Source organism: Halomonas sp. MES3-P3E (genome assembly GCF_002836035.1).
In the GTDB taxonomy this organism is placed as follows: Bacteria; Pseudomonadota; Gammaproteobacteria; order Pseudomonadales; family Halomonadaceae; genus Vreelandella; species Vreelandella arctica.
Genome location: NZ_PJBT01000184.1, coordinates 107,352 through 132,424, shown reverse-complemented (window position 1 = coordinate 132,424; position 25,073 = coordinate 107,352). Strand labels below are relative to the sequence as shown.

Annotated in this window: 20 protein-coding genes and 4 tRNA genes; 16 read left to right on the top strand and 8 right to left on the bottom strand. The window is 55.6% G+C overall.

The window, feature by feature from the left end; translation table 11 throughout:
- A complete protein-coding gene (locus tag CXF87_RS14815; RefSeq protein ID WP_101147134.1) occupies positions 1-903 on the top strand; it encodes a TIGR01777 family oxidoreductase in 903 nt (300 codons plus the stop codon).
- 18 nt (positions 904-921) lie between these two features.
- On the opposite strand, the gene rapA is transcribed toward CXF87_RS14815, so the two are convergent.
- Together rapA and CXF87_RS14805 are read right to left on the bottom strand one after the other, a co-directional pair.
- A complete protein-coding gene (gene rapA, locus CXF87_RS14810) occupies positions 922-3,867 on the bottom strand; it encodes an RNA polymerase-associated protein RapA (RefSeq protein WP_101147133.1) in 2,946 nt (981 codons plus the stop codon).
- Between the two features lie 112 nt (positions 3,868-3,979).
- A complete protein-coding gene (locus CXF87_RS14805) occupies positions 3,980-4,783 on the bottom strand; it encodes a TlpA disulfide reductase family protein (RefSeq protein ID WP_101147132.1) in 804 nt (267 codons plus the stop codon).
- Positions 4,784-4,848: 65 nt separating this feature from the next.
- Between CXF87_RS14805 and CXF87_RS14800 the strand changes: the two genes are divergently transcribed.
- Together CXF87_RS14800 and CXF87_RS14795 are read left to right on the top strand one after the other, a co-directional pair.
- On the top strand, positions 4,849-5,094 hold the full coding sequence (locus tag CXF87_RS14800) for a hypothetical protein (protein WP_101147131.1): 246 nt from the start codon (positions 4,849-4,851) through the stop codon (positions 5,092-5,094).
- A gap of 119 nt (positions 5,095-5,213) precedes the next feature.
- On the top strand, positions 5,214-6,422 hold the full coding sequence (locus CXF87_RS14795) for an ABC transporter substrate-binding protein (RefSeq protein ID WP_008959189.1): 1,209 nt from the start codon (positions 5,214-5,216) through the stop codon (positions 6,420-6,422).
- 258 nt (positions 6,423-6,680) lie between these two features.
- Here CXF87_RS14795 and CXF87_RS14785 read toward each other — a convergent pair whose 3' ends face one another.
- The 6 genes from CXF87_RS14785 to typA all read right to left on the bottom strand — a co-directional run bounded on the left by CXF87_RS14785 (position 6,681) and on the right by typA (position 14,204).
- On the bottom strand, positions 6,681-8,006 hold the full coding sequence (locus tag CXF87_RS14785; protein ID WP_101147129.1) for a branched-chain amino acid ABC transporter permease: 1,326 nt from the start codon (positions 8,004-8,006) through the stop codon (positions 6,681-6,683).
- The gene (locus tag CXF87_RS14780; RefSeq protein WP_101147128.1) at positions 8,006-9,010 is read right to left on the bottom strand and encodes a branched-chain amino acid ABC transporter permease; all 1,005 of its coding nucleotides are present in this window, start codon (positions 9,008-9,010) and stop codon (positions 8,006-8,008) included. The genes CXF87_RS14785 and CXF87_RS14780 overlap by 1 nt, the downstream gene beginning before the upstream one ends.
- Before the next feature lie 16 nt (positions 9,011-9,026).
- A complete protein-coding gene (locus CXF87_RS14775; protein WP_101147127.1) occupies positions 9,027-9,746 on the bottom strand; it encodes an ABC transporter ATP-binding protein in 720 nt (239 codons plus the stop codon).
- 77 nt (positions 9,747-9,823) lie between these two features.
- Positions 9,824-10,594, bottom strand: coding sequence for an ABC transporter ATP-binding protein (locus CXF87_RS14770; RefSeq protein ID WP_101147126.1), 771 nt, complete (start codon positions 10,592-10,594; stop codon positions 9,824-9,826).
- A 61-nt stretch (positions 10,595-10,655) separates the two neighbouring features.
- A complete protein-coding gene (locus tag CXF87_RS14765) occupies positions 10,656-12,089 on the bottom strand; it encodes a sodium-dependent transporter (RefSeq protein WP_101147125.1) in 1,434 nt (477 codons plus the stop codon).
- 264 nt (positions 12,090-12,353) lie between these two features.
- Positions 12,354-14,204, bottom strand: coding sequence for a translational GTPase TypA (gene typA / locus CXF87_RS14760; protein ID WP_101147124.1), 1,851 nt, complete (start codon positions 14,202-14,204; stop codon positions 12,354-12,356).
- A gap of 234 nt (positions 14,205-14,438) precedes the next feature.
- Between typA and CXF87_RS14755 the strand changes: the two genes are divergently transcribed.
- The 13 genes from CXF87_RS14755 to rpoB all read left to right on the top strand — a co-directional run bounded on the left by CXF87_RS14755 (position 14,439) and on the right by rpoB (position 25,067).
- Positions 14,439-15,434, top strand: a complete 996-nt coding sequence (locus tag CXF87_RS14755) for a biotin--[acetyl-CoA-carboxylase] ligase (RefSeq protein ID WP_101147123.1) — start codon at positions 14,439-14,441, stop codon at positions 15,432-15,434.
- Entirely contained in the window at positions 15,431-16,270 is an 840-nt protein-coding gene (locus CXF87_RS14750; RefSeq protein ID WP_101147122.1) for a type III pantothenate kinase, read from the top strand. Before CXF87_RS14755 ends, CXF87_RS14750 begins: the two co-directional genes overlap by 4 nt.
- 176 nt (positions 16,271-16,446) lie before the next feature.
- Positions 16,447-16,530, top strand: a tRNA-Tyr gene (locus CXF87_RS14745).
- Between the two features lie 107 nt (positions 16,531-16,637).
- Positions 16,638-16,711, top strand: a tRNA-Gly gene (locus CXF87_RS14740).
- Between the two features lie 15 nt (positions 16,712-16,726).
- Positions 16,727-16,801: transfer RNA gene (locus CXF87_RS14735), tRNA-Thr, on the top strand.
- 196 nt (positions 16,802-16,997) lie between these two features.
- Positions 16,998-17,073: transfer RNA gene (locus CXF87_RS14725), tRNA-Trp, on the top strand.
- Positions 17,074-17,145: 72 nt separating this feature from the next.
- Complete coding sequence (secE, locus tag CXF87_RS14720; RefSeq protein ID WP_101147120.1) at positions 17,146-17,529, top strand: preprotein translocase subunit SecE; 384 nt, start codon at positions 17,146-17,148, stop codon at positions 17,527-17,529.
- 8 nt (positions 17,530-17,537) lie between these two features.
- Positions 17,538-18,071, top strand: coding sequence for a transcription termination/antitermination protein NusG (nusG, locus tag CXF87_RS14715; RefSeq protein ID WP_101147119.1), 534 nt, complete (start codon positions 17,538-17,540; stop codon positions 18,069-18,071).
- Between the two features lie 120 nt (positions 18,072-18,191).
- Positions 18,192-18,623, top strand: a complete 432-nt coding sequence (gene rplK / locus CXF87_RS14710) for a 50S ribosomal protein L11 (RefSeq protein WP_007112017.1) — start codon at positions 18,192-18,194, stop codon at positions 18,621-18,623.
- A 2-nt stretch (positions 18,624-18,625) separates the two neighbouring features.
- Positions 18,626-19,318: a 50S ribosomal protein L1 gene (gene rplA / locus CXF87_RS14705; protein WP_101147118.1), complete on the top strand. Its 693-nt coding sequence runs from the start codon at positions 18,626-18,628 to the stop codon at positions 19,316-19,318.
- Positions 19,319-19,692: 374 nt separating this feature from the next.
- Positions 19,693-20,199, top strand: a complete 507-nt coding sequence (gene rplJ, locus CXF87_RS14700) for a 50S ribosomal protein L10 (RefSeq protein WP_008959177.1) — start codon at positions 19,693-19,695, stop codon at positions 20,197-20,199.
- Positions 20,200-20,311: 112 nt separating this feature from the next.
- Positions 20,312-20,680: a 50S ribosomal protein L7/L12 gene (gene rplL, locus CXF87_RS14695; RefSeq protein WP_008959176.1), complete on the top strand. Its 369-nt coding sequence runs from the start codon at positions 20,312-20,314 to the stop codon at positions 20,678-20,680.
- Between the two features lie 310 nt (positions 20,681-20,990).
- Entirely contained in the window at positions 20,991-25,067 is a 4,077-nt protein-coding gene (gene rpoB, locus CXF87_RS14690; RefSeq protein WP_101147117.1) for a DNA-directed RNA polymerase subunit beta, read from the top strand.
- The last annotated feature ends 6 nt before the right edge of the window (positions 25,068-25,073 follow it).

Sequence of the window (25,073 nt, the reverse complement as noted above, 5' to 3'; positions counted from 1 at the left end):
ATGCGCGTATTAGTGACCGGAGGCAGTGGGTTTGTCGGCCAGCGGCTATGCCAAAAACTGATAGAGCAGGGCCACGAGGTGCAGGTGGTTTCCCGTCACCCTCATCAAGTACGCGATCGCTTGCCTAGCGGCTGTGATATTCGTGACAGCGCCCAGGCGTTTATTGAGTCGCCACCGGACGCGCTAATTAACCTGGCTGGAGAGTCTATTGCCGGTAAGCGCTGGAGCGATGAGCAGAAAGCCAAGCTGATAAATTCTCGTGTAGCGTCAACTGAGCAATTGGTCGCGTTGTGTGAACAGTTAAAGGCTAATGGTCAGCCATTGCCGAAGGTAATGGTATCGGGTTCAGCAATGGGCTATTACGGCGATCAGGGCAAGCGCGTAGTGACCGAAGAGACAATCCCTAATGATGAGTTTGCCCATCGTCTGTGCAAACAGTGGGAGGCAGCCGCCCAGCCGATTGAGGCGATGGGGGTGCGTTTAGCGATTTTGCGTACGGGATTGGTGCTAGATGCAGGCGGCGGCAGCCTGCAGAAAATGCTGCCGCCGTTTAAGCTAGGGTTAGGTGGCCGCTTTGGCAGCGGTGAGCAATTCATGCCGTGGATTCACCGTGATGATTTAGTCGCGGCGATTTTGTTTCTCATCAATCACGATACCTTGAGCGGCCCCTTTAACAGCAGCGCGCCGCACCCGGTCACCAACGCCACCTTTACCAAAACCCTGGCCAAACATCTCAATCGACCGGCCATTTTCCCCGTACCCGCGTTTGTCTTGAAGGCGGGACTGGGGGAAATGTCTCGGCTATTGCTGACCGGGGCGGATATGCGCCCCGTGCGCCTTGAAGCGGCAGGGTTTACTTTCCAATATCCCACATTGGACAAGGCGCTTGAGGCGATCCTTTAGGAAGCATTCGCTTGGCGATTAACGATCGGCGTCAACGGTGATAATTACCCGCACGGAATCCAGACGTAGGCGGGTATTTTCAATCGCTTCGCTGAGCGCCTTACGCTCATCTTTCAGCGCGTCGATTTCAGCGCCGCGCACCGCCGGGTTGTGCTCGGCCAGCGCGGTCAAACGGGCAATCTCGGCATCCAACTGTGCACGCATGCGCGCTTCAGCATTTTCGACAATGCTGGGCAGCTGGCGCTCGGCTTCGCCTTCCCCCTGAGTGAGCAGTTCACGCAGTTGGTCATGGCGGCTCTTGATCAGATCGCGCGCCAGGGATTTATTCACCTTCTGCAGGTTCTTGCCCAAACCGGTGAAGGAGATCTTGCTGGTCAGGTTGGCGCCGGATTCATCCAGCAGCAGGCGCACCGCGGTGGGCGGCAGGAAGCGGTTAAGATGCAGCTTCTTGGGCGCCGGGCAGTGGGTGCGGAACACCAGTTCGGCCATCAATCGACCGCTGGGAATGGCGTCGTGGCGCAGCAGCGCCAGCGCCGAGTTGCCCATGGTGCCATCCAGCACGCGGCCCATCATTTCCCGCAGTAGTGGGTGTTCCCAAGAGAGCCGCTGCACATCGTCGCGGGCTAGCGCCTGGGCGCGGCTGTAGGTGGCGGTAAAGCCCTCTTCGCCTTTAACCAGGCCCGGCAGGCCATCCAGCATATGTTGGCTGGGCTGCAGGTGCATCAAGCCCTTGCCGATTTCCTGACTCTCCACGCCAAAAATATCCAGTGCCCGTTCAAGGTAGCGCGGCAGGGCGGCGTCTTCGTCAAGTTCACGCACGGCGTCGATGACCTGCTGAGCGCGGGCAGGGCGGCAGGCGTTGAGTTCCAGTAGCCGGTTACGGCCCGCATCGTGCTCCGCCAGTTTGGCGCTAAACATCGTGCGGGTTTCGGCGATAATCTCATCAAGCGCTTCATCGTCCAGCAGGGCGTCAGCCAGGGCGTCACCAAAGGCATCAAATAGATCGTTGCCGACCCCATGCGGGGCGCTGAACGCATCCATACCTTCGTTATACCAGCGCAGCAGACGCTCGCCGGGGCTGCCCTCAAAAGTAGGAATGTGTAGCTCAATAGCGTGGCGTTGGCCGATGCGATCCAGGCGGCCAATGCGCTGTTCCAACTGATCGGGGTGCTGAGGCATATCGAACATGACCAAGTGGCGGCAGAACTGGAAGTTGCGCCCCTCTGAGCCAATTTCCGAGCAGACTAGCACCTGCACGCCCTCATCCTCATCGGCAAACGCTGCCGCTGCGCGGTCACGCTCGATTAAAGAGAGGTCTTCGTGGAAGACCGGCGCATGGTAGCCGCCCAGCACCCGCAGTCCTTCGGCAAGCCCTTCGGCGGTTTCACGGTGGTGGGCAATGACCAAGACTTTTTCGTTGGCGAAGCCGCTCTCGCTGTCGTCGCTGAGCTTTTCCAGCAGCCAGTTGACGCGCGGGTCGATGTGCCACCAGTCTTCGCCGTTGAGCGGATCATTGCTGAGCTCGCGGTAGGCCGCATCGGGATAGATCAGCACGTCCGGATGATCCATGCCGGTCTCGATCAGCAGCTCATCAAGATAATCCTCGTCGCGCTCTAGACGGCGCACAACACGACGGTAGGCCGAAGGCAATGCTAACGGCGCTAGGTTTAAGCGCCGTTCCGGGAAGCCGCCTACGTGGCGGCGGCTGTTGCGGAACATCACGCGCCCCGTGCCGTGGCGATCCAGCAGCGCTTCACTGAGCTGGGTGCGAGCGGCGTCCTGCTGCGCTTGGCTAGCCTCCTCGTTACATAGCGTGGCCAGCAGCGCCTGGCTGTCGCGGTCATCGGCTACTGCAGAGACGTGAGCACTCGCATCAGGGTTGCCGGGCAGTGCCTCCAAGGCATCGATGGCGCGTGCGACCTCGGTGTAGTGACTCTCTTCGGCTTTGAAGCGCTCCAGGTCATGGTAGCGCTCGCTATCTAGCAACCGTAGGCGGGCAAAGTGGCTCTTGATGCCCATCTGTTCCGGAGTAGCGGTGAGCAGGAGCAGGCCGGGAATCACCGCCGAGAGCTGTTCGATGCACCGGTAGCCGGGCCCGCTGCCCTCTTCACTCCAGTCGAGATGGTGCGCTTCGTCGACGATCAGCAGGTCGAACTGGCTGGCCAACGCCTGCTCCTGGCGTTGCGGGTTGGCGAACAGCCAGCCCTGGCTGGCTAGCACCAGCTGCGCGCTCTCAAAAGGGTTGTAGCTGCCGTGGGCTTGGCTTTGGGTTTCATCTAACAGCGTGACGTTGAGCGAAAAGCGGCGCAGTAGCTCGACCAGCCACTGATGCGTGAGGCTGTCGGGTACCAGAATCAGCGCGCGTTCAACGCGGCCATTGAGCAGCAGGCGGTGCAGAATCAGGCCGGCTTCGATGGTTTTACCCAAGCCCACTTCGTCCGCCAGCAGCACGCGGGGCGCATGGCGGTTGGCGACTTCATTGGCAATATAGAGCTGGTGAGGAATCAGGTCGATACGCGGCCCGGAAAAGCCCAGCGCGCTGTGCTGCTCAATACGCTGATAGTGGTGCAGGGTACGAAAGCGCAAATCAAACCAGTCGTTGCGATCGACCTGGCCGGTTAGCAGGCGGTCACGGGCCTGGTCGAACTGCATGGTATCAGCGAGCTTGGCTTCGGGCAGTTCGCGCAGGTTGCCATCGCTGTCTTCACCGATATAGGTAATCAGGCCACCGGACTCTTTGCTGTCATCAACCACCATCTGCCAGCCGTCGGCGGAGAGCACGCGGTCGCCGCTGCCGAACATAACGCGGGTGAGCGGGGCTTGGCGGGTATTGTAGGTACGGGTTTCCTGACTGGCACTGAACAAAATGGTAACGCTACGGGCGTCGCAGTTAAGCACGGTGCCGAGCCCAAGCTCAGCTTCACCGTCGCTAATCCAGCGTTGGCCGGGAGAAAAATCGCTCATGATGCCTCGGAGGAGTCTGCAAAACGGGTCGACTGCCGCCGGGGGGAGCACCGGCGGCAACAGGGCGGGGGATTCTAACGCAAAGCAGCGGGGGGATTAAGGTGTATCGGCATCAATCTTTTAACCAGCGGTCTAGATGGGCGCGGGTAAGCTCGCCCACATGCACATCTAAGGTATTTCCCTGGTCATCGAATAGCACGGTAGTGGGTAGCCCCGGCGCTTCAAAAAGGGCCATTAATTGTTGGTTGGGGTCGCGCAGCGCATAGCGAAATTCAAGCTGCTGCTCATCTAAATAGCGCACCATGGGGAGCAGGTCTTCGCCTTGGTTTGCCACCACCACGCTGACGCCATCGCGCTGAGCGGCCTCCTCGAGCAGCGGCATTTCACGCAGGCAGGGCGGGCACCAGGTAGCCCATAAGTTGACGATAATCAGGTCACCGCTGTCGGTGAGCGACGGTAGATCCACCTGATTGCCTTCCACATCCTCAAGGGTGACTTCCGGTAGGGAGGCAACGGCAAAGTCTTTACCCAGGGGCGCCAAGGTGACTAGTACCAGCCATAAGCTGGAGGCGGCAATCAGCATGGCCATCGCCCCTCCCATAGCTAGCAGGCGTGCACGTAGCGTCCAGGCCGTCCATACCAAGCCTGCGGCCATGCCCCATAGGCCGTGGTAGCCGGGCTGCCACACTTTGAGCGCTTCAAGCGGGGCGGCGCTATAGCTATCCAGGTTAAGCATAAGGTGGCCCAATCGGGCGCCGACTAACCAAACAATGATAAGCCCGGTAAACCAGCGCTGCTGGTCACGCCGGGGAAGGCCTAGCAGTAACCGTGCACAGAGTAGCAACAGCAGCGCGCAGCCGATGGCATAAAGACGCGGTAATGAAATCAGCAGTGGGCCGAGAGCGATGGCATTCATGATTTTCTCGTGAAGCAGGTACACTGGCAGACCATACCATGCGAGCTACAAATTACGGAGATGTTATGCCCCCACCTGCTTTTGATAGGCTGCGCGCGCTAGCGATCGGCTCCCAGGCGATTGGCTTAATGCTGATAATTACGTTGGAAACGGTGATGGGTAACGCCGCTCGCCCCTGGCAGGGTTGGGTGTTGGCTGCGATGCTAGTTACCGCGTTAACGATTGCGCTGGTGCGGCTTTATCGCCACAAACGCCTTCAAAAGCAGCTTGCTGAACGCAGGCGCTTTCTAGAGGAAGACGACGAGCGTTAGAAAGCGTTGCTTGTGTTTTTGGCGTTCCAGTTCCAGATTAATAGCAGCCTTAGTGATTGATCGCTGAGGCATACTAAAAAAATGCATCATCTCTTACGACACTGGGAGCGACAAATAATATGATCAATAAGCGCGCATTAGCCACAGCTGTGGCGGCCTCCACCCTGGCAATGACGGGATTCGCACAGGCAGAGGTCAAAGTTGGCTTCTTGGGCGGCTTTACCGGGGGAATCGAAAGTTTAACGCCATCGATTTTTGCAGGGGCGCAGCTAGCCGTTGAACAGGTCAATGAGCAGGGCGGTATTCTAGATGGCCAAACGTTGGAGATGCCGTCCGGCGATACCACCTGTTCGGATGCATCGGCCGCTTCAAACGCCGCTGACCGGATGGTGAACTCTGAAAATGTGACGGCGATTGTGGGTGCCCTATGTACGGGTGCAACTATTGCTGCAGCCAACAACGCGGCCATTCCCGGTGGCGTATTGATGGTATCGCCTGCCTCTACGGCGCCTGCCGTATCAGAACTGGACGATAACGATCTGGTGTTCCGCACCGTACCGTCAGACGCTTTCCAGGGGGAAATGCTCGCTAAGCTGCTGCTCGAAAAAGGCATTGATGAAGTCGCCGTTACCTACGTGAATAACGACTACGGTCAGGGGCTTTCGGACGCCTTTAGCGCTGCATTTGAGTCGGGCGGTGGAGAGATTACTGAGAACCTTGCCCACGAAGATAACCGCGCGGATTATCGTTCTGAGTTAGGCTCGCTTTCAGTGAGCGGCGTTGAAACACTGGTAGTGTTGGCTTATGCCGATACGTCGGGTCAAACGGTACTGCGTCAAGCCTATGAAAGCGGCATGTTTACCCAGTACGTAGGCGCTGACGGCATGGTCGGCGATAGCCTGATTGAAGCCATCGGTGCGGACGTGCTGGACGGTATGATCGCCACGCGCCCCGGCAGTCCTGACCTGCCCGGCACCGATATTTTTATCGAAGCCGCCGAAGCTGCTGAGCTGGATCCCAGTGCTGTGTTCGCCGCCCAGGCTTACGATGCTGCTTTCCTGATCGCGTTGGCGATTGAGCAAAACGGTAGTGCTGACCGTGAAGGTCTTTCTGAAGCACTGCGCAGCGTCGCCACTGCCCCCGGTGAGGTCATTCTGCCCGGCGAATGGGAGAAGGCGGTTGAGTTGATCGCCGCGGGTACCGACATCAACTACGAAGGCGCGTCTGGTTCGCATGAGTTTGACGATAACGGTGATGTACCGGGCGTGGTGGTAGAAATGGCTGTAGAAGACGGCACCTTTACCAGCAAAGGTCAGGTTGATCTTTAATTTTTAGGCTTAGTATTAAAAGAATGCCCGGCTGGTTTCAGCCGGGCATTCTTATTGTTGGGTTATCGTAGTTGGCAATCTGCAAGCCACCGTGCTGAGGGCAGGTTTCCGCGAGGGCGCTGTGAACCCATCCGTGGGCGCTACTTTTGTCATCCATGACAAAAGACCCTCGCTTCTATCTGCCCTCACACTCGGTATCGAGAGTTTTTGAAAGGCCGTCATTAGCCCTGTTTTTATATGGGTCAGCATTTGAGAGGTTCAGCTATGGCTTTTGACTTTCTCAGGCAGCAGCCCTTTGGGCGCAAAACGCAGCACCATGGTAATTAGCAAGCCAATCACCAGTACCCGTGCCTGCAAGGCGCGGCTATCCATATTGCTTGGGGCATCCCAACCAAGCGTACCCTCCCCAAACGCCACAGCTAGCTGCATCAAAAATAGCGCCAGCGGCTCAGACATAATCCAGATGATATACACCGCCACCGCGCCGAAAATAGTGCCCAGGTTGTTGCCCGGCCCGCCAAGAATCACCATCACCAGCACCAAGAAGGTATGGTTGAGCGGCAAATAGCCCTGAGGGTCAAAGAGGCTGTTAAAAGTGCCCAGTATGCCACCGCCCAAGCCCATCAGAATGCAGCCCAGCACGAAAATCTCCAGGCGACGCTTGTTGATATCTTTGCCCATGGCGGCAGCGGACACTTCGTTATCGCGAATCGCTCGAATCATACGGCCCCATGGGGCGTTGTAAGCGCGATTAAGCAGAAAGAAGATCACTGCAATGATCACCGCTGTAAACGAAAGGTAGATGGCGCGGGAGAGCGTAAACCCCAGTTCAGCAGGCCCTGGGGTAGGCCAGGGTAACGGCGACACCGTGGCGGTGCCGCGGGTCAGCCAGTCGGAATTCTTTAAAAACGCCTTGATGATCTCGGCAATGCCGAGGGTGGCAATGGCCAGATAATCGCTGCGTAAGCCCAGGCAGATATGACCAATAAAGTAACCGACGCCACCGGCCAGCGCGCCACCCACAATCCAGCCGGTCCAGGGCGGTAATCCTAGCCCGCCGACAAAGCCTGCCTGGCTCTCAATCGCATCAGTAACTTCACGTAGCTGGCTAATCACCGCGAGATAAAGCACAAGGCCTAACACGACTACGATAAGCGTACGTAGGGGCTTGGGCATGCCCAGGCGATCCAGTTTGCTAACAGCGACGATCAGCAGAATGGCGGCCACACCATACAACAGCACACGGCCTAGTTCGCCGGGTAGCGCGGTGCCCCAGAAGGCCTCGTTAACCGGAACGCTGAAGAGCATCGCACAGAAGCCGCCTAGGGCGACAAACCCCATCACACCGGCATTGAACTGCCCGGCATAGCCCCACTGAATGGTTAATCCCAACGCGAGGATGGCATAACAAGCGGCTTCAACGAGCATTCGCGTGCTGTATGCTGCGCCCATGAGGGCATAAACCGCCAGAATGGCCGCCAGCAACACGCCAAACAGGAACAATTCACGCAGCGGAAACCGGCGAGTTGGCGTTGCGTCTTGGGGCGTGTAGGCAGGGTTGCGTGTTTTAGCTGAATGGCTCATTAGATCACCTTGCCCTTGAACAGTCCGGTGGGGCGCCACACCAGAATGGCTATCAGAATGAAAAACGGCACTACAATCTTGTACTCCGTGCCCACGAAGGCGAGATTTGACGGCAGTTCCAGCCACGCGGGGAAGCTTTCCTGGAAGGGGCGAAGTAGAACATTCCAGTTAAACACCGCCAGTGTTTCGGCAAAACCGACCACAAAGCCGCCAGCAATGGCGCCATAAGGGTGGCCAACACCGCCGACAATGGCAGCGGCAAAAATAGGCAGCAGCAGGAAGAAGCTCAAGTCGGGCTTGAAGGTGACGTCCAGGGAAAGCAGCGTGCCAGCGATGGCGGCTAGCGCTCCTGCAATCATCCAAGTCACTGCCACAATGGTATTGGTGTTAATGCCCGATGCCTGGGCCAGTTCAGGATTATCCGACATGGCGCGCATCGCCTTACCCAGCCGCGAACGGTTAAGGAAAAGATGGAGTGCGACGACAGCAACGAGGGTAATCACAAACAGATAAATCTGCGGTTCGGTGATGACAATCGGCGCGCGGGCGCCCTCGAAGGGCAGCGCAAGGCGAAAGATTTCTTTGCGGTCATCCACATAAAGACTCTGCCCACCGGTGCCGGAAAACAGGCGGATCAGCCCCTGCAAAATCAACGTCACACCTAGCGAGCCAATCACCAGCACGATGGGCTTTACCCCATGAGCACGCAGCGGCTTATAAAAGGTTTTGTCGATCCCTACAGCCAAGACGGCGGTGAGCAGCATCGCCAGCGGCAGCATCAAGACCCCCGTCGGCACCCCAAGACTGGCGCCTGCCGCCGGGAACAGCGTGGTGAGCAGCAGCACCATAAAGGCACCGAAAGTCATCATGTCGGCGTGGGCAAAATGGGCAAAGCGCATGATGCTGAAAATCAGCGTTACGCCAATGGCACCAATAGCGTAAATGGAGCCGCTCACGCTGCCCGAAATCAACACATTATTAATGAAAAAAGCCAGTTCGTTCACACGTTTCTCCCTGGGGCTAGCCGCCCAAAAAGCTTTTGGCGACGTCCGGGTCGGCGAGTAACGCAGCCCCGGTGTCGGTAAAGCGGTTTTGGCCAGCGGCCAGCACAAAGCCCTTATCGGCGATCGCTAGCGCCTGCTTGGCGTTCTGTTCCACCATCAAAATGCCCACGCCTGCGGCGTTGATCTGTTTGACGCGGTCAAAGATTTCATGCATGTAGAGTGGCGACAGTCCCGCGGTGGGCTCATCAAGTAACAGCAGGCTCGGCTCGGCCATCAAAGCGCGCCCCATGGCAACCATCTGGCGCTGCCCACCGGAGAGCTCACCGGCAGGCTGGCGGCGTTTTTCATACAGCGGTGGGAAAAACTCATACACCTGAGCCAGCATGCGCTTAACGTTCTGCGGCTTTAAAAACGCACCCATCTCCAGGTTTTCCTGCACCGAAAGGCTCGGGAAAACGTTCTTCTCCTGGGGGACAAAACCCATGCCACGTTGCACCAACTGGTTAGGGGGTAAGTTCTGGATCGGCTGACCATTAAGCAGTATCTCGCCCTGACTGACATGCAGTAGACCAAAGATCGCTTTTAGCATGGTGGACTTGCCAGCCCCGTTGGGGCCAACGATGACACCGACCTCATCGGCCTCCAGCGTCATGTTTACCCCGTTAAGAATGTTCATGCCGCCATAGCCGCCGTGCACATCGCGCGCGTCGATTAATGGCCTGGTTGTTGATGACATAAGCAAAGTTTCTCAGCAAGGTCGCTTACGTAAAGCGACATCATTGTAGTCATTGGTGAGTAGCGAAACGGTCACTCTTAAGCGGCATCGGTGCCAAAGTAGGCTTCGATTACCTCAGGGTTATTTTGAATCTCGTTGATGTGGCCTTCTACCATCACGCTACCCTGGGCAAGCACGATCACCGGGTCGCAGAGCCGGGCTATCATCTCCATATCGTGCTCGATGACGAGAAAGGTGTATCCCATCTCACGGTTGAGTCGCTCGATATTGCCGATCAAATCGCCCAGCAGGGTGCGGTTCACCCCGGCGGCGATTTCGTCAAGCAGCACTACCTTGGCATCTGTCATCATGGTGCGGCCAAGCTCTAAAAGCTTTTTCTGCCCGCCGGATAAATTGCCCGCCAATTCATTCCGCACATGGTGTAGCCCGACGAAATCAATTACCTCTAGCGCTCGGCGACGTACCTCGGCTTCTTCCCGACGTACCTTGCCAGGCTTGAGCCAAGCGCTGAAAAGGTCTTCACCGGCTTGCTTGGGCGGTACCATCATCAGGTTTTCCAGCGCGCTCATCTGGCTGAACTCGTGGGCGATCTGGAAGGTGCGCAGTAAGCCCCTATGAAACCGTTGGTCGGCGCTGAGCGTCGTAATGTCTTCTCCATCCAGTAGAACGTGACCGCTGTCGGGCGCCAGGGAGCCGGCAATAAGATTGAACAGGGTTGATTTGCCTGCGCCATTGGGGCCGATCATGCCGGTAATTGAGCCCTTTTCCACCTGAATGGAGCAGTCGTTAATCACCTGTAAGCCGCCGAACGCTTTGTTGATTCGCTGTACATCAATAAGAGGGTTCATGGTGTCTCCACGCGATGCAGGCGGCTAATAAGCCGCCTGCGCACTTTTATTAAGTTATTAGTCATGGTTTTTTAAGCCACCGCTGGCTGGCGGCAAATGCACCGACAATTAGCAGCGCGCCTAGGGTGGGGATGAAATAGCCCTCCACCTGAGGAATAGTGCGCAAAAACACAAAGGCCACGGCGGCTGGGGCCACAAAGCGCACCAAAAACCGCCAAAATTTAAACCATGCGACCGTAGAGCCCAGCTCTTTCATGACCTTGCTTTGGGTCAGCGCCCAGCCTGCAAACAGGGCAATCAACAGACCGCCAATCGGCATGAAGATATTGGTGAGTAGCTCAATAACGTCAAAGGCGCTACGCCCAAACAGGCTATGGAATATCGTCCCCTCGGCCCACACGTTAAAGCTGACGACAGTCAATAGACCCATTGCCCAGGCGGCAATCACCATAATCGTAACGGCCTGGGGGCGAGTCATATCAAAGCGCTCTACCAAAAATGCCGCGACAGGCTCGATCAGCGAAATGGAGGAGCTGATGGCGGCGCCCAGTACCAGGATAAAGAACACGCCGCCTACCAGCGCGCCAAACGGCATCTCCGCGAAGGCAAGTGGTAGGGTGACAAACATCAGCCCAGGGCCTTGGCCTGTTTCTAAGCCGGCACCAAACACCAGGGCGAAAATAGCTAACCCTGCCACCATGGCCACGGCGGTATCTACAATAGCGACGGCGAAAGCGGTACGGGTCAGCGATACGTCGCTGGGCATATAAGCGCCGTAAGCCATAATGGCCCCCATGCCCAAGCTCAGGGTAAAGAACGACTGCCCCATGGCTTGCAGCCAGCCCTCTAGGCTCAGGTCGGCGATATTGAAAGTAAATAAGAAGTTGGCGGCGGCACCTACATCACCGTTAACAACGCTGTAGGCCAGCACTACTAGCAGAATCCCGAATAGGGCGGGCATCATAATACGTAGCCCAGATTCAATACCTTTATGAATGCCCATACCGACGATTAGCGCCGATGCCGCAATGAAAACGGTGTGGTAGAGCGTCATCAGGCCAGGAGCCGCCAGCAGCGCGTCAAAGCCATCGCCAATGGTTTGCGCATCGGCACCGACCAGAGAGCCGGTCAGCATTAACCAGGTGTAGTGAATCGCCCAACCGGCAATCACCGAATAGAAGCTTAAGATTAAAAATGCCGAGGCAGCACCCAGCCAACCGATGGTTTCCCAGGCACGCGACGTGCGATGGGTTTTAGTAAGGTGGCGCATGCCCATAATCGGGCTTTGACGGCTGGTGCGCCCGAGCATGATCTCAGCGATTAAAATAGGGATGCCAACTGCAAAGATCGTCAGAGCGTAGACCAAAATAAACGCACCACCGCCGTTTTCGCCGGTGAGGTAGGGGAAGCGCCAAAGATTGCCCAGGCCGACGGCGGAACCAACGGCGGCGAGAAGAAACGTGCCTTTATGCGTCCAGACGTTATGACCGCTCATGGGTAAGAGTGTCCATGTTTAGGTGCAGGGATGGGGATAGGTATCCAAACACTTGTATGAATATAAGAGTGCCAGCGTGCCTTGGACGCGCTGAATTTAACGCTACTGTGCGATAGAACGCGCCGCCTTTCCAGCGTATTAGCGTTTAGGCTGCGTTTAGGGGAGAGGCTTGGCAAGTAAGCGCGCCGTAATAAGCGACTGAGCTACCATAAAAAAGCCCGCTTGCGCGGGCTCTCTTGCTTGTATTGAACAAAGCGATAAACGTTACTTCTTGCTGAAACGCTTACGCTCGGTCTCTTTAAGCAGCTTTTTACGTAGGCGGATATGCACCGGCGTGACTTCGACGAGTTCGTCAGAGTCCAGGAACTCGATCGCTTGCTCCAGCGAGAACTTAACCGGCGGCGTTAGCACGATGTTTTCATCGTTACCGGTGGAGCGCATGTTATCGAGCTTCTTGCCTTTAGTGGGGTTGACCACCATGTCGTTGGCGCGGTTGTTGATACCGATCAGCATGCCTTCGTAAACTTCCGTGGCGTGATCGATAATCAGCTTGCCGCGCTCTTGCAGCGCATAAAGTGCGTAGGCAAGGGCTTTACCGTCAACCATCGATACCAATACGCCGTTACGACGCTCGATAGAGGCTTCAGGCTTCAGCGGGCCGTAGTGATCAAAGCGACTGGTCAGAATGCCGGTGCCAGAGGTCAGGGTTAAAAACTGACCACGGAAGCCGATCAAACCGCGCGCAGGAATGATGAAGTCAAGGCGAACCCGTCCCTTACCATCCGGCAGCATGTTGGTCATCTCACCTTTACGGTAGCCAAGCTCTTCCATGATCGAGCCTTGATGCTGCTCTTCACAGTCGATGATGACTTCTTCGTACGGCTCCTGCTTCTCGCCGTCGATTTCCTTGATGATAACTTCCGGGCGGCCGACGGCCAACTCGAAGCCTTCACGGCGCATGGTTTCGATCAGCACCGAAAGGTGTAGCTCGCCGCGTCCAGAAACCTTGAATTTCTCAGGCGTTTCGCCTTGCTCAACGCGAAGCGCCACGTTGTGAATCAGCTCTTGTTCAAGGCGATCCTTGATATTCCGGCTGGTCACAAACTTGCCGTCTTTACCGGCGAACGGTGAATCGTTTACCTGGAAGGTCATGGAAACCGTCGGTTCATCGACAGACAGCGGCGGCAGGGCTTCGACCTTGGCCGGATCGCATAGCGTATCCGAAATCGACAGATCGTCGATGCCTGTGATACAGACGATATCGCCCGCAGTCGCTTCGTTGGTCTGCACACGCTCAAGACCCATATGGGTCATGACCTGGCCGATTTTGCCCTTACGCACATTACCGTCAACGCCGATCACCGATACCTGCTGGTTCGGTTTCACCGCGCCGCGCTTGATGCGGCCAAGGCCGATAACGCCAACGTAGCTGTTGTAATCCAGCGCGGAGATCTGCATCTGGAACGGGCCGTTGAGCTCAACCTGGGGTGGCTCAACAATATCAACGATGGCCTGGAACATGGGATCCATGTTGTCAGACAGATCTTCAGGATCCATACCGGCAATGCCGTTTAAGGCAGAGCAGTAAATGATCGGGAAATCGAGCTGTTCATCGGATGCGCCCAGGTTGTCAAACAGATCAAAAATCTGGTCGATAACCCAATCAGGGCGTGCGCCGGGACGGTCAATTTTGTTGACCACCACGATCGGCCGCAGGCCCTGGGCGAATGCTTTCTGGGTAACGAAGCGTGTCTGTGGCATCGGGCCATCAACGGCATCTACTAACAGTAGCACCGAATCGACCATCGACATGACGCGCTCAACTTCACCACCGAAATCGGCGTGCCCAGGCGTATCAACGATGTTGATGTGGTAGTCGTTGCCATGGCTATCTTGCCATTGAATGGCCGTGTTTTTGGCCAAAATGGTAATGCCACGTTCTTTTTCCTGATCGTTTGAGTCCATGACGCGTTCTTGACCTTCTGCTTTACGGTCAAGGGTGCCGGACTGGCTCAGGAGTTTGTCGACCAGGGTGGTTTTACCATGGTCAACGTGGGCAATGATCGCGACGTTGCGCAGGTTATTAACCGCGCTGGAGTTTTGCTGGTTTTGCATGCTGAGAGAGAACTCTTGTGAACACCCGTTTGTCCACGGGTCGGAAAATGCGGGTCGCAAGGGCTGGCAATTTGCCGACCATATTGGCTCAGGGCTTGCGTCCAACGGGTATTCTACCATGTCAAAGGCTTCGCTGATATTACTGGCGTGCTTATCGACCTTGGTCGCGCCCCGAAAGTTTTCGGTGTGAGCCTCCATCCGCTAGAATAGCGTTTTTCCCACTGGGGCAGGAGCATGACCATCGGCAACCTGATGCGTTTGTTAAGCGATGGCGAGGTTCATTCTGGCGAGCAGCTAGGTGAAACGCTGGGTATTTCCCGTGCGGCGGTGTGGAAACAGTTAAAAAAACTGGAAGCGCTAGGGGTCGAGCTGGTCGCCGTTAAAGGGCGTGGCTATCGACTAGCGCAGCGGCTTGAGCCTTTAGAAGGCGCTAAAATCGTCGAGCGCTTACCCGCCCAGGCGCGTCATCACCTTGCGCGGCTGTTTGTTGAGGATCAATTACCCTCTAGTAATGAGTATCTGCGTCAGCGCTTTGAGCAGGGGGCCGGGCACGGTGAGGTGTGTCTGGTTGAGCTACAGACGGCGGGTCGTGGGCGGCGCGGTCGTGTATGGTCTACGCCCTGGGGGCAGAGCTTAATGCTCTCGTTAGGCTGGCGCTTTGAGTCAGGTATCGCGGTACTGGAAGGCTTAAGCCTGGCGGTAGGTGTGGTGGTTGCTCAGGTGTTAGAGCAGCACGGCGTGTCGCCTAAGTTAAAATGGCCTAACGATATCTTGCTGTCTGAGCAGGGCGATGCAGATAGCGATGAGCTCGGCAAACTGGCCGGTATCCTTATTGAAGTGACGGGGGATGCAGCGGGCCCCTGCGAAGTGGTCATTGGTATGGGCATGAACTTATGGCTACCCGATGCTCAGCGAGCCGCCATCGACCAGCCCGTTGCTGCGCTTTTCGAGCGGCTGCCTGATATCTCACGTAATCAGCTGGCGTCCGATGTAGTCGCGGGGTTGCTGGTGATGCTGGCTGATTTCGAGCGTATCGGCTTTAGCGCATGGCGCGATGCTTGGAATCAACGCCATGCCTATGCTGGACTGCCTATCCGTGTCATCCAGGGGCAGCAAACCAGCGATGCCATCGCGGGTGAAGTGGATGAGAGTGGTAACCTATGGGTTACCGAAAATGGTCACTCGCGACGCCTAGCCGGCGGTGAGATCAGCGTACGTAGGCGTTTATGATTCTGGATCTAGATATCGGCAACACGCTGTCGAAATGGCGGCTGAAGGATGCCGTGAGCAGCGAGATACGTTCGCGCGGCGCGGTATGGACGCGAGAAGAGTGGCGTCCTGGGGCGGATATCCCCGATCTTGACGTGGTGGAGGCCGTACGCATTTCCAGCGTCGCCAGAGCGGCGGTATTGGAAGAAACGGTCGCGTTGCTGCGTAGTCGTGTGCGTCATGTGCACGTGGCGCACTCTACTCATGAAGCGCTGGGCGTGGTTAATGGCTATGAAGAGCCGGGGCGCTTAGGTGTTGATCGCTGGATGGGCGCGCTGGCGGGCTATCAGTTAGCAGGCGGTTGCTGCGCGGTGGATTGTGGCAGTGCCATTACAATTGACTTTGTATTGCCCGGCGGCACGCATCTTGGCGGATTTATTATCCCCGGCTTACGCTTAATGAAAGAGAGCTTAAAGCTCGGTACCCGTAACGTGGCGATTGACCCGGAAAGTGAGGCCGACGAGCTGTTAGAGCCTGGGCGGCGCACGGTGGATGCCGTCAATCACGGTATCTTTATGGCGGCCGTCAGTGCGATTAATCGTATTTATAGTGAGGTGTGCGACCAGGAGAGCGTAGCGCTGCCGATGCTATTAACCGGAGGGGATGCTCGCGTGGTGTCACGAGGCGTCCAGGTGCCTCATGCGGTATGGCCGGATATGGTTTACGGCGGTTTAGAGGCCTGTTTCCCCATGACCTTTGCTGAGCGGGCGGGCAAAATGTCCGGCGCGCCGCGTGTGCCAGAGCCCGTGTCGCTAGAAAAGATTCGTGCAGGTCTTGCATTCTCAATGCTGCTTTGACAGAATGCAGCGCGTTCAAGGGCGAGGCGTAAGCGCTTTGCGATGTTTCAAGTGTTGGTAATTAAGCGTTAGTTACCTTGGTTTTAAAAAGAAATTTTAAAATCAGGATTTTTCATAACAGCGTCGTTAACAGTCTTGACACATTCTTGAAGGCTGGCATAATATGCCGCCACGTTGGAGAGATTCCCGAGTGGCCAAAGGGAGCAGACTGTAAATCTGCCGCGAAAGCTTCGAAGGTTCGAATCCTTCTCTCTCCACCAGAATTAAGCAGCAGTGATTTTTGTCAGTGTTGCTGAATGAAAAGCCGGTAGCGGGCATCGTCTACAAGGCGACACGCGCAGCGGATTGTCATTCATAGGCAGGTGCTGCGGGCGTAGTTCAAAGGTAGAACCTCAGCCTTCCAAGCTGATGGTGCGGGTTCGATTCCCGCCGCCCGCTCCAGTGTTGATGTGTTTAGCTCATGTAGCTCAGGGGTAGAGCACACCCTTGGTAAGGGTGAGGTCGACGGTTCAATTCCGTCCATGAGCTCCATATTTTGTAAGAAGCAAGAAGCAAGAAGCAAGTTGTGAAAAAAGCGAGCGCTGCTCGCTTTTTTTGTCTCTGTGCTCAGGTGAGGATTTGCATGGCCTGAGTATAAAGAAGGGGTTGTCAGGAGCGATTTTGTCCGCTACCATGGCGCCCGCTGTTGTGTAGGCGTATTTAAGCGCGTTTATGCAGATGACGATACAGGCCAGTAGCTCAATTGGCAGAGCAGCGGTCTCCAAAACCGCAGGTTGGGGGTTCGATTCCCTCCTGGCCTGCCAACCTTCCCCAGGTTGGTATGTCTTTTTCCAAATTCTTTTATCGTTCGCCGCACCCTGAGGAGTCTCGTTTTTATGAAGCCTGGTTCTGTAAAACATGGCGCCGAGGTGCAACAGACGCGCCATGACGGGCTCAAATGGGCGGCGGTCGTAGCGCTGCTTGTCGTTGCTGTCGTTGGTAATACCTATTTCGCCGATATTGGCCTGCTCTACCGCGTGCTTGGTGTGGTGGTGTTGTGTGTGATTGCGGGTTTGATTGCACTGACCACTACCAAAGGTCGTAATTTAGTGGAGCTTGCCATAAGCGCCAAGAAAGAGATTCAGCGCGTTGTATGGCCGACCCGTCCCGAAACCATTCAGACTACCGCCATTGTGCTGGTGGCTGTTTTGGTGGTGGGGTTGATGCTGTGGTTGATCGACACTCTTCTTGGCTGGGCAATGTCCGGCGTCATTGGTTAGGAGTTTTCATGTCCAAACGTTGGTACGTCGTTCACGCTTATTCTGGGTTTGAAAAGCATGTTATGCGCTCGCTTATCGAGCGTGTAAAAATGTATGGCATGGAAGATCGCTTCGGTGAAATTCTGGTGCCGACAGAAGAAGTCGTCGAAATGCGTGACGGCAAGCGTCGTAAGAGTGAGCGCAAATTCTATCCCGGTTACGTACTAGTCGAGATGGAAATGGCCGACGAAACATGGCACCTCGTCAATGAGACGCCGCGTGTTATGGGTTTTATCGGTGGTACAAAAGAGAAGCCAGCCCCGATTACATCACGTGAAGCAGATGCTATTTTGCTGCGCGTTAAAGACGGTACTGATAAGCCGCGGCCTAAAACGATGTTTGAGCCGGGTCAGTCAGTGCGCGTTGTCGATGGGCCGTTTGCCGACTTCAACGGTGTCGTCGAAGAGGTTAATTATGAAAAGAGTCGTCTGCAGGTCAGCGTGCTGATCTTCGGGCGCTCTACACCTGTTGAGTTAGAATTTTCTCAGGTTGAAAAAGAGTAAGCTTGCAGGTTGAGAAAGAGTAAAAAAGTAAGCGTATTTGATTCGTGCGAAATGACTAAGTAGTTATTTCGCTGGTACCGGGGAGCCTTCGGGCGTTATCACCCAATTGGAGTGTTAAAGATGGCCAAGAAAGTACAGGCTTACATCAAACTGCAGGTTGCTGCAGGTAAAGCCAATCCAAGTCCGCCGGTAGGCCCAGCACTGGGTCAGCACGGCGTGAACATCATGGAATTCTGTAAAGCGTTTAACGCCGCGACTCAAGAAATTGAGCCGGGCCTGCCGACGCCAGTCGTGATCACTGTCTACTCTGACCGTAGCTTCACATTCGTCACCAAGACACCGCCTGCTGCCGTGCTGCTGAAAAAAGCGGCTGGTATCAAGTCAGGTTCTGGTGAGCCGAACAAGAAGAAGGTTGGCACCGTGACGCGTGAGCAGCTCGAAGAGATCGCCAAAACCAAAGAGCCTGATTTAACGGCTGCGAATCTTGACGCCGCTGTACGCACCATTGCTGGCAGTGCTCGCAGCATGGGCCTTAACGTGGAGGGTCTCTGATCATGGCTAAACTGTCTAAGCGTGCGAAAGTTATTCGCGAGAAAGTAGACACTACTAAAGCTTACTCTATTGAAGAAGCGGTAGCGCTGCTCTCCGAGCTGTCTACTGTTAAATTCAAAGAGTCTGTTGATATTGCTATCAACCTGGGTGTTGACCCGCGTAAATCTGACCAAGTTGTGCGTGGCGCTACCGTCATGCCTAACGGTACAGGTAAAGATGTACGTGTTGCGGTCTTCACCCAAGGTGCCAATGCCGATGCCGCTAAAGAAGCTGGCGCTGACATCGTAGGTATGGACGACTTGGCTGAGCAAGTGAAGAAAGGCGTGATGGATTTTGACGTCGTTATCGCTTCACCTGATGCCATGCGCGTTGTTGGTCAGCTGGGTCAGATTCTTGGTCCGCGTGGCCTGATGCCTAACCCGAAAGTTGGCACTGTAACGCCTGATGTGGCGACAGCGGTTAAGAATGCCAAAGCGGGTCAGGTACGTTTCCGTACCGACAAAAACGGCATTATCCACACTACCCTGGGTAAAGTGGACTTTGATGCTGCCGCGATTAACGGCAACCTTGAAGCACTGGTTGCTGACCTGAAACGCCTCAAGCCGAGCGCGTCGAAAGGCATTTACTTTAAGAAAATGACCATGTCCACTACTATGGGTCCGGGTTTGACCATCGATCACACTTCCTTCGCGTAAAACAAGTCTGTTTTCGTGTAAGACAAAAGATCGATAGGTTTGAAGTAACAGGTTTGAAGTAAGAAGTTTGTAGTAAAAACTGAGCAAGAACTTTGCGGTCCCCCGTTTGGTTGTTAAAACTGCCGGGGCATCGTCAAAGACCGCAGGTGCCGCGCTTGGCAAGTACGCTTTACGGTACATACAAGCGCGGCTTAATTGCCTCAGAAGCGCCTGCGCAGATGGTGTGGCCGCCAGTTGGTTAAAGCTTAAACGGCTTTCTGGTGAGCACCATCCCCAAGGCTTCCCGCGTTGCAATACGTTATTTGCAATAAGACGCGGGAAGAGATGGTAACCACCGGAACCTTCCTGGGTTCCGGCACGAAGGAGTGATCACTGTGCCACTAGCACTTGAAGGCAAGAAAGCGATTGTTGCCGAGGTCAGTGAAGCGGCCAAGGGCGCACTCTCCGTCGTAGTTGCTGATTCTCGCGGCGTTACGGTTGGTAAAATGACCGATCTGCGCAAGCAAGCACGTGAGAATGGTGTAGAGCTACGTGTTGTTCGTAACACGCTGGCTCGCCGCGCTCTCGAGGGCACTCAGTGGGAGTGCTTAAACGATAGCTTCGTTGGTCCTACGTTGTTGGCCTTCTCTACTGATCATCCGGGCGCTGCCGCTCGTCTGTTCAAAGAGTTTGCTAAAACGGACAAGAACTTCGAAGTAAAAGCGTTGGCCTACGAAGGTGAGCTGATTCCGGCTGCTGACATCGACCGTCTGGCAACCCTACCGACTTACGACGAAGCAATTGCCAAGTTGATGTCGGTAATGAAAGAAGCCTCCGCTGGCAAGCTGGTTCGTACTCTGGCCGCACTACGCGACCAGAAGCAAGAAGCCGAAGCTGCTTAAGCAGTGTTTCTTGCAGGCGGCGTGAACGATCTGATCGATACGCTGCCTGAACCGAGCAATGAATCCTGAGTTCTCGGCTGACCGAGACTCCCGCAAAGTTAGGAATGAAACAATGGCACTGTCTAAAGACGATATCATCAATGCTGTAGCCGACATGTCCGTAATGGAAGTTGTCGAGCTGATCGAAGCAATGGAAGAGAAATTCGGCGTTTCTGCAGCGGCTGCCGTCATGGCTGGTCCTGCTGCTGGCGGCGAAGTAGCTGAAGAACAGACTGAATTTGACGTCGTTCTGACCGCTGCTGGCGACAAGAAAGTTAACGTGATCAAAGCAGTACGTGAGATCACTGGCCTTGGCTTGAAAGAAGCTAAAGGTGCTGTTGACGGCGCTCCGGCGACCATCAAAGAAGGTCTGTCTAAGGACGACGCTGAAGCAGCTAAAGCTAAGCTGGAAGAAGCGGGCGCAACCGTCGAGCTCAAGTAAAACTTGTGCGGACGGCTTTACGCGCTGCGTAAGCTTCCACGGCTGGCGGCGGGATATCCCGCTGCCGGCCTTTTTCTGTTGTTACTGATGTTTGATATATAAAGGCAGCAGTGCTGTTTGCATACAGCAGAAACAACAGAAACGTAGAAATAGTGTGATCTACGACAGTGTTATCGACGACTGAGTTATCGAACTAGATTTTCGACGGCGAGCTACCGATTTAGGAGCTTGCTGTCTGTGTCTGACGAAGCCCGCCGGGCAGCGATGACCACGCATCGGTCACCCATGGTGAACAAGCTGGGGAATACAGATGGCTTACTCATATACTGAGAAAAAACGCATCCGCAAGGATTTCGGCAAACTGCCCCAAGTGATGGATGTGCCTTACTTGCTGGCGATCCAGCTTGATTCCTATTACGACTTCCTCCAGCAAGATCGTTCGCCCGACGAGCGTCACGAAATTGGTCTACACGCGGCGTTTAAGTCCGTGTTTCCGATTGAGAGCTTCTCCGGCAATGCGGCGCTTGAGTACGTCAGCTACCGTTTCGGCACGCCGGCGTTCGATGTCAAGGAGTGTCAGCTGCGCGGCGTGACTTATTCCGCCCCGCTGCGTGTTAAGGTTCGCTTGATCATCTATGATCGCGACTCCTCGAACAAAGCAATTAAAGATATCAAAGAGCAGGAAGTCTACATGGGGGAAATCCCCCTGATGACCGAGAACGGTACCTTTGTTATTAACGGTACTGAGCGGGTTATCGTTTCCCAGCTCCACCGCTCGCCCGGTGTGTTCTTCGATCACGACAAAGGTAAGAGCCACTCCTCTGGTAAGTTGCTCTACTCAGCCCGCGTGATTCCTTACCGTGGCTCCTGGTTAGACTTCGAGTTCGACCCTAAAGACAACGTCTTTGTACGTATTGACCGTCGCCGCAAACTGCCGGCCTCGGTACTTATGCGTGCGCTGGGAATGAACACCGAAGAGATTCTTGCTGAGTTTTTTGAAACCAGCGTCTTCCACATCGAGAAATCCGGTTTCTCTGTGGAGCTGGTACCGTCGCGTCTGCGCGGCGAGACGGCGACTTTCGACATCAAGGATGGCGAAGGTAATGTGATTGTTGAAGAAGGGCGTCGTATCACCCAGAAGCACATTCGCCAGCTAGAAAAAGCCGGCCTTGAGCGTCTGGATGTGCCGATGGAGTACCTGTTCGGCAAAACCCTGGCTAAAGATCAAATCGATACGAAGACCGGTGAATTGATCTGCCCGTGCAACACCGAGATCACCCCGGAAGTGCTCGAACGTATGGCTCAGGGCGGCATTGCGCTGATTGAAACCCTGTACACCAACGACCTTGATTGCGGTTCTTTCATCTCCGACACCTTGCGTCTGGATGCGACTAACTCCGCGCTTGAAGCGTTGGTCGAAATTTACCGCATGATGCGCCCAGGCGAGCCGCCGACCAAAGAGTCCGCCGAGACGCTGTTTAACAACCTGTTCTTCTCTGAGGACCGCTACGACCTGTCGGGCGTTGGCCGCATGAAGTTCAACCGTCGTCTGCGTCGTGACACTGACACCGGCTCCGGCGTATTGGATCGCAAAGACATCCTGGATGTGCTGCGCGAGCTGATCAATATCCGTAACGGCTTCGGTGACGTTGACGATATCGATCACCTGGGTAACCGTCGTATTCGCTGTGTAGGCGAAATGGCCGAAAACCAGTTCCGCGTTGGCTTGGTGCGCGTAGAGCGTGCCGTCAAAGAGCGTCTTTCCATGGCGGAAAGCGAAGGCCTGATGCCGCAAGACTTAATCAACGCCAAGCCGGTCGCGGCGGCGGTGAAAGAGTTCTTTGGTTCCAGCCAGCTTTCGCAGTTTATGGATCAGAACAACCCGCTTTCTGAGGTTACCCACAAGCGTCGTGTGTCTGCACTCGGCCCCGGTGGTTTGACCCGTGAGCGCGCTGGCTTCGAAGTACGTGACGTTCACGCCACGCACTACGGACGTCTTTGCCCGATCGAAACGCCAGAAGGCCCGAACATTGGTCTGATTAACTCGCTGGCAACCTACAGCCACACTAACAGCTACGGTTTCCTTGAAACGCCGTACCGTAAAGTGGTTGACCGCCAGTTGACTGACGACATCGTTCACCTCTCGGCGATCGAAGAGGGCGACTTTGTTATCGCCCAGGCGTCAGCAGCGGTAGATGAGTCCAACAAGCTAAGTGATGACCTGGTTCAGGTACGTCACCGCGGTGAAACGACCTTTATGCGTCCTGAGCAAGTGACGCTAATGGACGTATCGCCACGTCAGGTCGTCTCCGTTGCAGCGGCATTGATTCCGTTCCTGGAGCACGATGACGCCAACCGCGCCTTGATGGGTTCTAACATGCAGCGTCAGGCGGTACCGACCTTGCGTGCTGATAAGCCGCTGGTAGGTACGGGCATGGAGCGCTTTGTTGCCCGTGACTCCGGCGTCTGTGCGGTGGCCAATCGCGGCGGTGTTATTGATTCCGTTGATGCGCGTCGTGTCGTGGTGCGGGTTAATGAAGATGAAATTATCGGCGGTGAAGCCGGTGTTGATATCTACAACCTGACCAAGTACACCCGCTCGAACCAGAACACCTGTATGAACCAGCGCCCCATCGTGCGGCCTGGCGACAATGTGGCGCGTGGCGATATCCTCGCCGACGGCCCATCTGTTGATATGGGTGACCTTGCACTGGGTCAGAACATGCGCATCGCGTTCATGCCCTGGAACGGTTACAACTTCGAGGATTCCATCCTGCTTTCCGAGCGGGTTGTTCAAGAAGACCGTTTCACTACGATCCACATTCAGGAACTGACCTGTGTGTCTCGCGACACCAAGTTGGGTTCTGAAGAGATTACCTCTGATATTCCGAACGTGGGCGAGTCTGCGCTCTCCAAGCTGGATGAAGCGGGCGTTGTTTACATCGGTGCTGAAGTCGGCCCCGGCGACATTCTGGTCGGTAAGGTAACGCCGAAGGGTGAAACCCAGCTGACGCCCGAAGAGAAGCTGTTGCGTGCCATCTTCGGCGAGAAAGCGTCTGACGTTAAAGACACCTCCCTGCGTGCCCCCACCGGCATGAAAGGTACGGTTATCGACGTACAGGTGTTTACCCGCGACGGCGTTGATAAAGACTCCCGCGCGCTGACCATTGAGCGCATGCAGCTTGATGAGGTGCGTAAGGATCTTCAGGAGACCTACCGCATTGCTGAAGACGCTACCTTTGAGCGTCTAAAGCGTACCCTGGATGGTCAGGCGGTTAACGGTGGCCCGAACCTTAAGAAAGGCGACGTGCTGGACGAGGAGTACCTCGACGAGCTGCCGCGTCAGCAGTGGTTCAAACTGCGTATGCAGGATGAGTCATACAACGAGTTGCTGGCTCAGGCCGATGAGCAGCTTGAAATCCGTCGTAAAGAGATGGATGAGCGCTTTGAAGATAAGAAGCGCAAGCTGACCCAGGGCGATGACCTCGCGCCGGGCGTGCTGAAAATTGTCAAGGTCTACATGGCCGTTAAGCGTCGCATCCAGCCAGGCGACAAGATGGCCGGTCGTCACGGTAACAAAGGTGTTATCTCGGCGATTATGCCCATCGAAGATATGCCGTTTGACGAGAAGGGCGAGCCGGTTGATGTGGTGCTAAACCCGCTGGGCGTACCGTCGCGGATGAACGTTGGTCAGATCCTTGAGACTCACCTGGGTATGGCGGCACGTGGCTTGGGCGTCAAGATCGAAGCCATGCTGCGCGATGCGCGCGGACAGCAAGTGGCCGAGATTCGTGACTTCCTGGGGCAGATTTACAATACGCAAGGTACGCGTGTTGAAGATCTCGATTCCCTGACTGACGATGAGATCATCGCTCTGGCGAAGAATCTCAAAGGGGGTGTGCCAATGGCCACACCGGTGTTTGACGGTGCCAAAGAGCACGAAATCAAGCACCTGCTGAAGCTGGCAGACATTCCTGAGTCGGGTCAGATGGCCCTATTCGATGGCCGTACCGGTGACGCCTTTGATCGTCCGGTTACCGTCGGCTACATGTATATGTTGAAGCTTAACCACTTGGTAGACGACAAGATGCACGCGCGTTCTACCGGTTCTTACTCGCTGGTTACCCAGCAGCCCTTGGGTGGTAAGGCACAATTCGGTGGTCAGCGCTTCGGTGAGATGGAAGTGTGGGCGTTGGAAGCTTACGGCGCCGCTTACACGCTTCAAGAGATGCTCACCGTCAAGTCGGACGACGTCGAAGGCCGCACCAAGATGTATAAAAACATCGTGGATGGCGACCACACCATGCAGGCAGGCATGCCGGAATCCTTCAACGTACTCGTGAAGGAAATCCGCTCGCTGGGCATCGATATCGAGTTAGAGAGCTAGGAGCCG

Bases quoted from the DNA above. Each gene is read 5' to 3' on its own strand.
- rplA (WP_101147118.1), top strand. From the start codon at position 18,626: ATGGCTAAACTGTCTAAGCGTGCGAAAGTTATTCGCGAGAAAGTAGAC.
- CXF87_RS14750 (WP_101147122.1), top strand. From the start codon at position 15,431: ATGATTCTGGATCTAGATATCGGCAACACGCTGTCGAAATGGCGGCTG.
- typA (WP_101147124.1), bottom strand. From the start codon at position 14,204: ATGCAAAACCAGCAAAACTCCAGCGCGGTTAATAACCTGCGCAACGTC.
- CXF87_RS14755 (WP_101147123.1), top strand. From the start codon at position 14,439: ATGACCATCGGCAACCTGATGCGTTTGTTAAGCGATGGCGAGGTTCAT.
- nusG (WP_101147119.1), top strand. From the start codon at position 17,538: ATGTCCAAACGTTGGTACGTCGTTCACGCTTATTCTGGGTTTGAAAAG.
- CXF87_RS14775 (WP_101147127.1), bottom strand. From the start codon at position 9,746: ATGTCATCAACAACCAGGCCATTAATCGACGCGCGCGATGTGCACGGC.
- CXF87_RS14765 (WP_101147125.1), bottom strand. From the start codon at position 12,089: ATGAGCGGTCATAACGTCTGGACGCATAAAGGCACGTTTCTTCTCGCC.
- CXF87_RS14785 (WP_101147129.1), bottom strand. From the start codon at position 8,006: ATGAGCCATTCAGCTAAAACACGCAACCCTGCCTACACGCCCCAAGAC.
- rpoB (WP_101147117.1), top strand. From the start codon at position 20,991: ATGGCTTACTCATATACTGAGAAAAAACGCATCCGCAAGGATTTCGGC.
- rapA (WP_101147133.1), bottom strand. From the start codon at position 3,867: ATGAGCGATTTTTCTCCCGGCCAACGCTGGATTAGCGACGGTGAAGCT.
- CXF87_RS14805 (WP_101147132.1), bottom strand. From the start codon at position 4,783: ATGAATGCCATCGCTCTCGGCCCACTGCTGATTTCATTACCGCGTCTT.
- CXF87_RS14815 (WP_101147134.1), top strand. From the start codon at position 1: ATGCGCGTATTAGTGACCGGAGGCAGTGGGTTTGTCGGCCAGCGGCTA.
- CXF87_RS14800 (WP_101147131.1), top strand. From the start codon at position 4,849: ATGCCCCCACCTGCTTTTGATAGGCTGCGCGCGCTAGCGATCGGCTCC.
- CXF87_RS14795 (WP_008959189.1), top strand. From the start codon at position 5,214: ATGATCAATAAGCGCGCATTAGCCACAGCTGTGGCGGCCTCCACCCTG.
- rplL (WP_008959176.1), top strand. From the start codon at position 20,312: ATGGCACTGTCTAAAGACGATATCATCAATGCTGTAGCCGACATGTCC.
- rplK (WP_007112017.1), top strand. From the start codon at position 18,192: ATGGCCAAGAAAGTACAGGCTTACATCAAACTGCAGGTTGCTGCAGGT.
- secE (WP_101147120.1), top strand. From the start codon at position 17,146: ATGAAGCCTGGTTCTGTAAAACATGGCGCCGAGGTGCAACAGACGCGC.
- CXF87_RS14770 (WP_101147126.1), bottom strand. From the start codon at position 10,594: ATGAACCCTCTTATTGATGTACAGCGAATCAACAAAGCGTTCGGCGGC.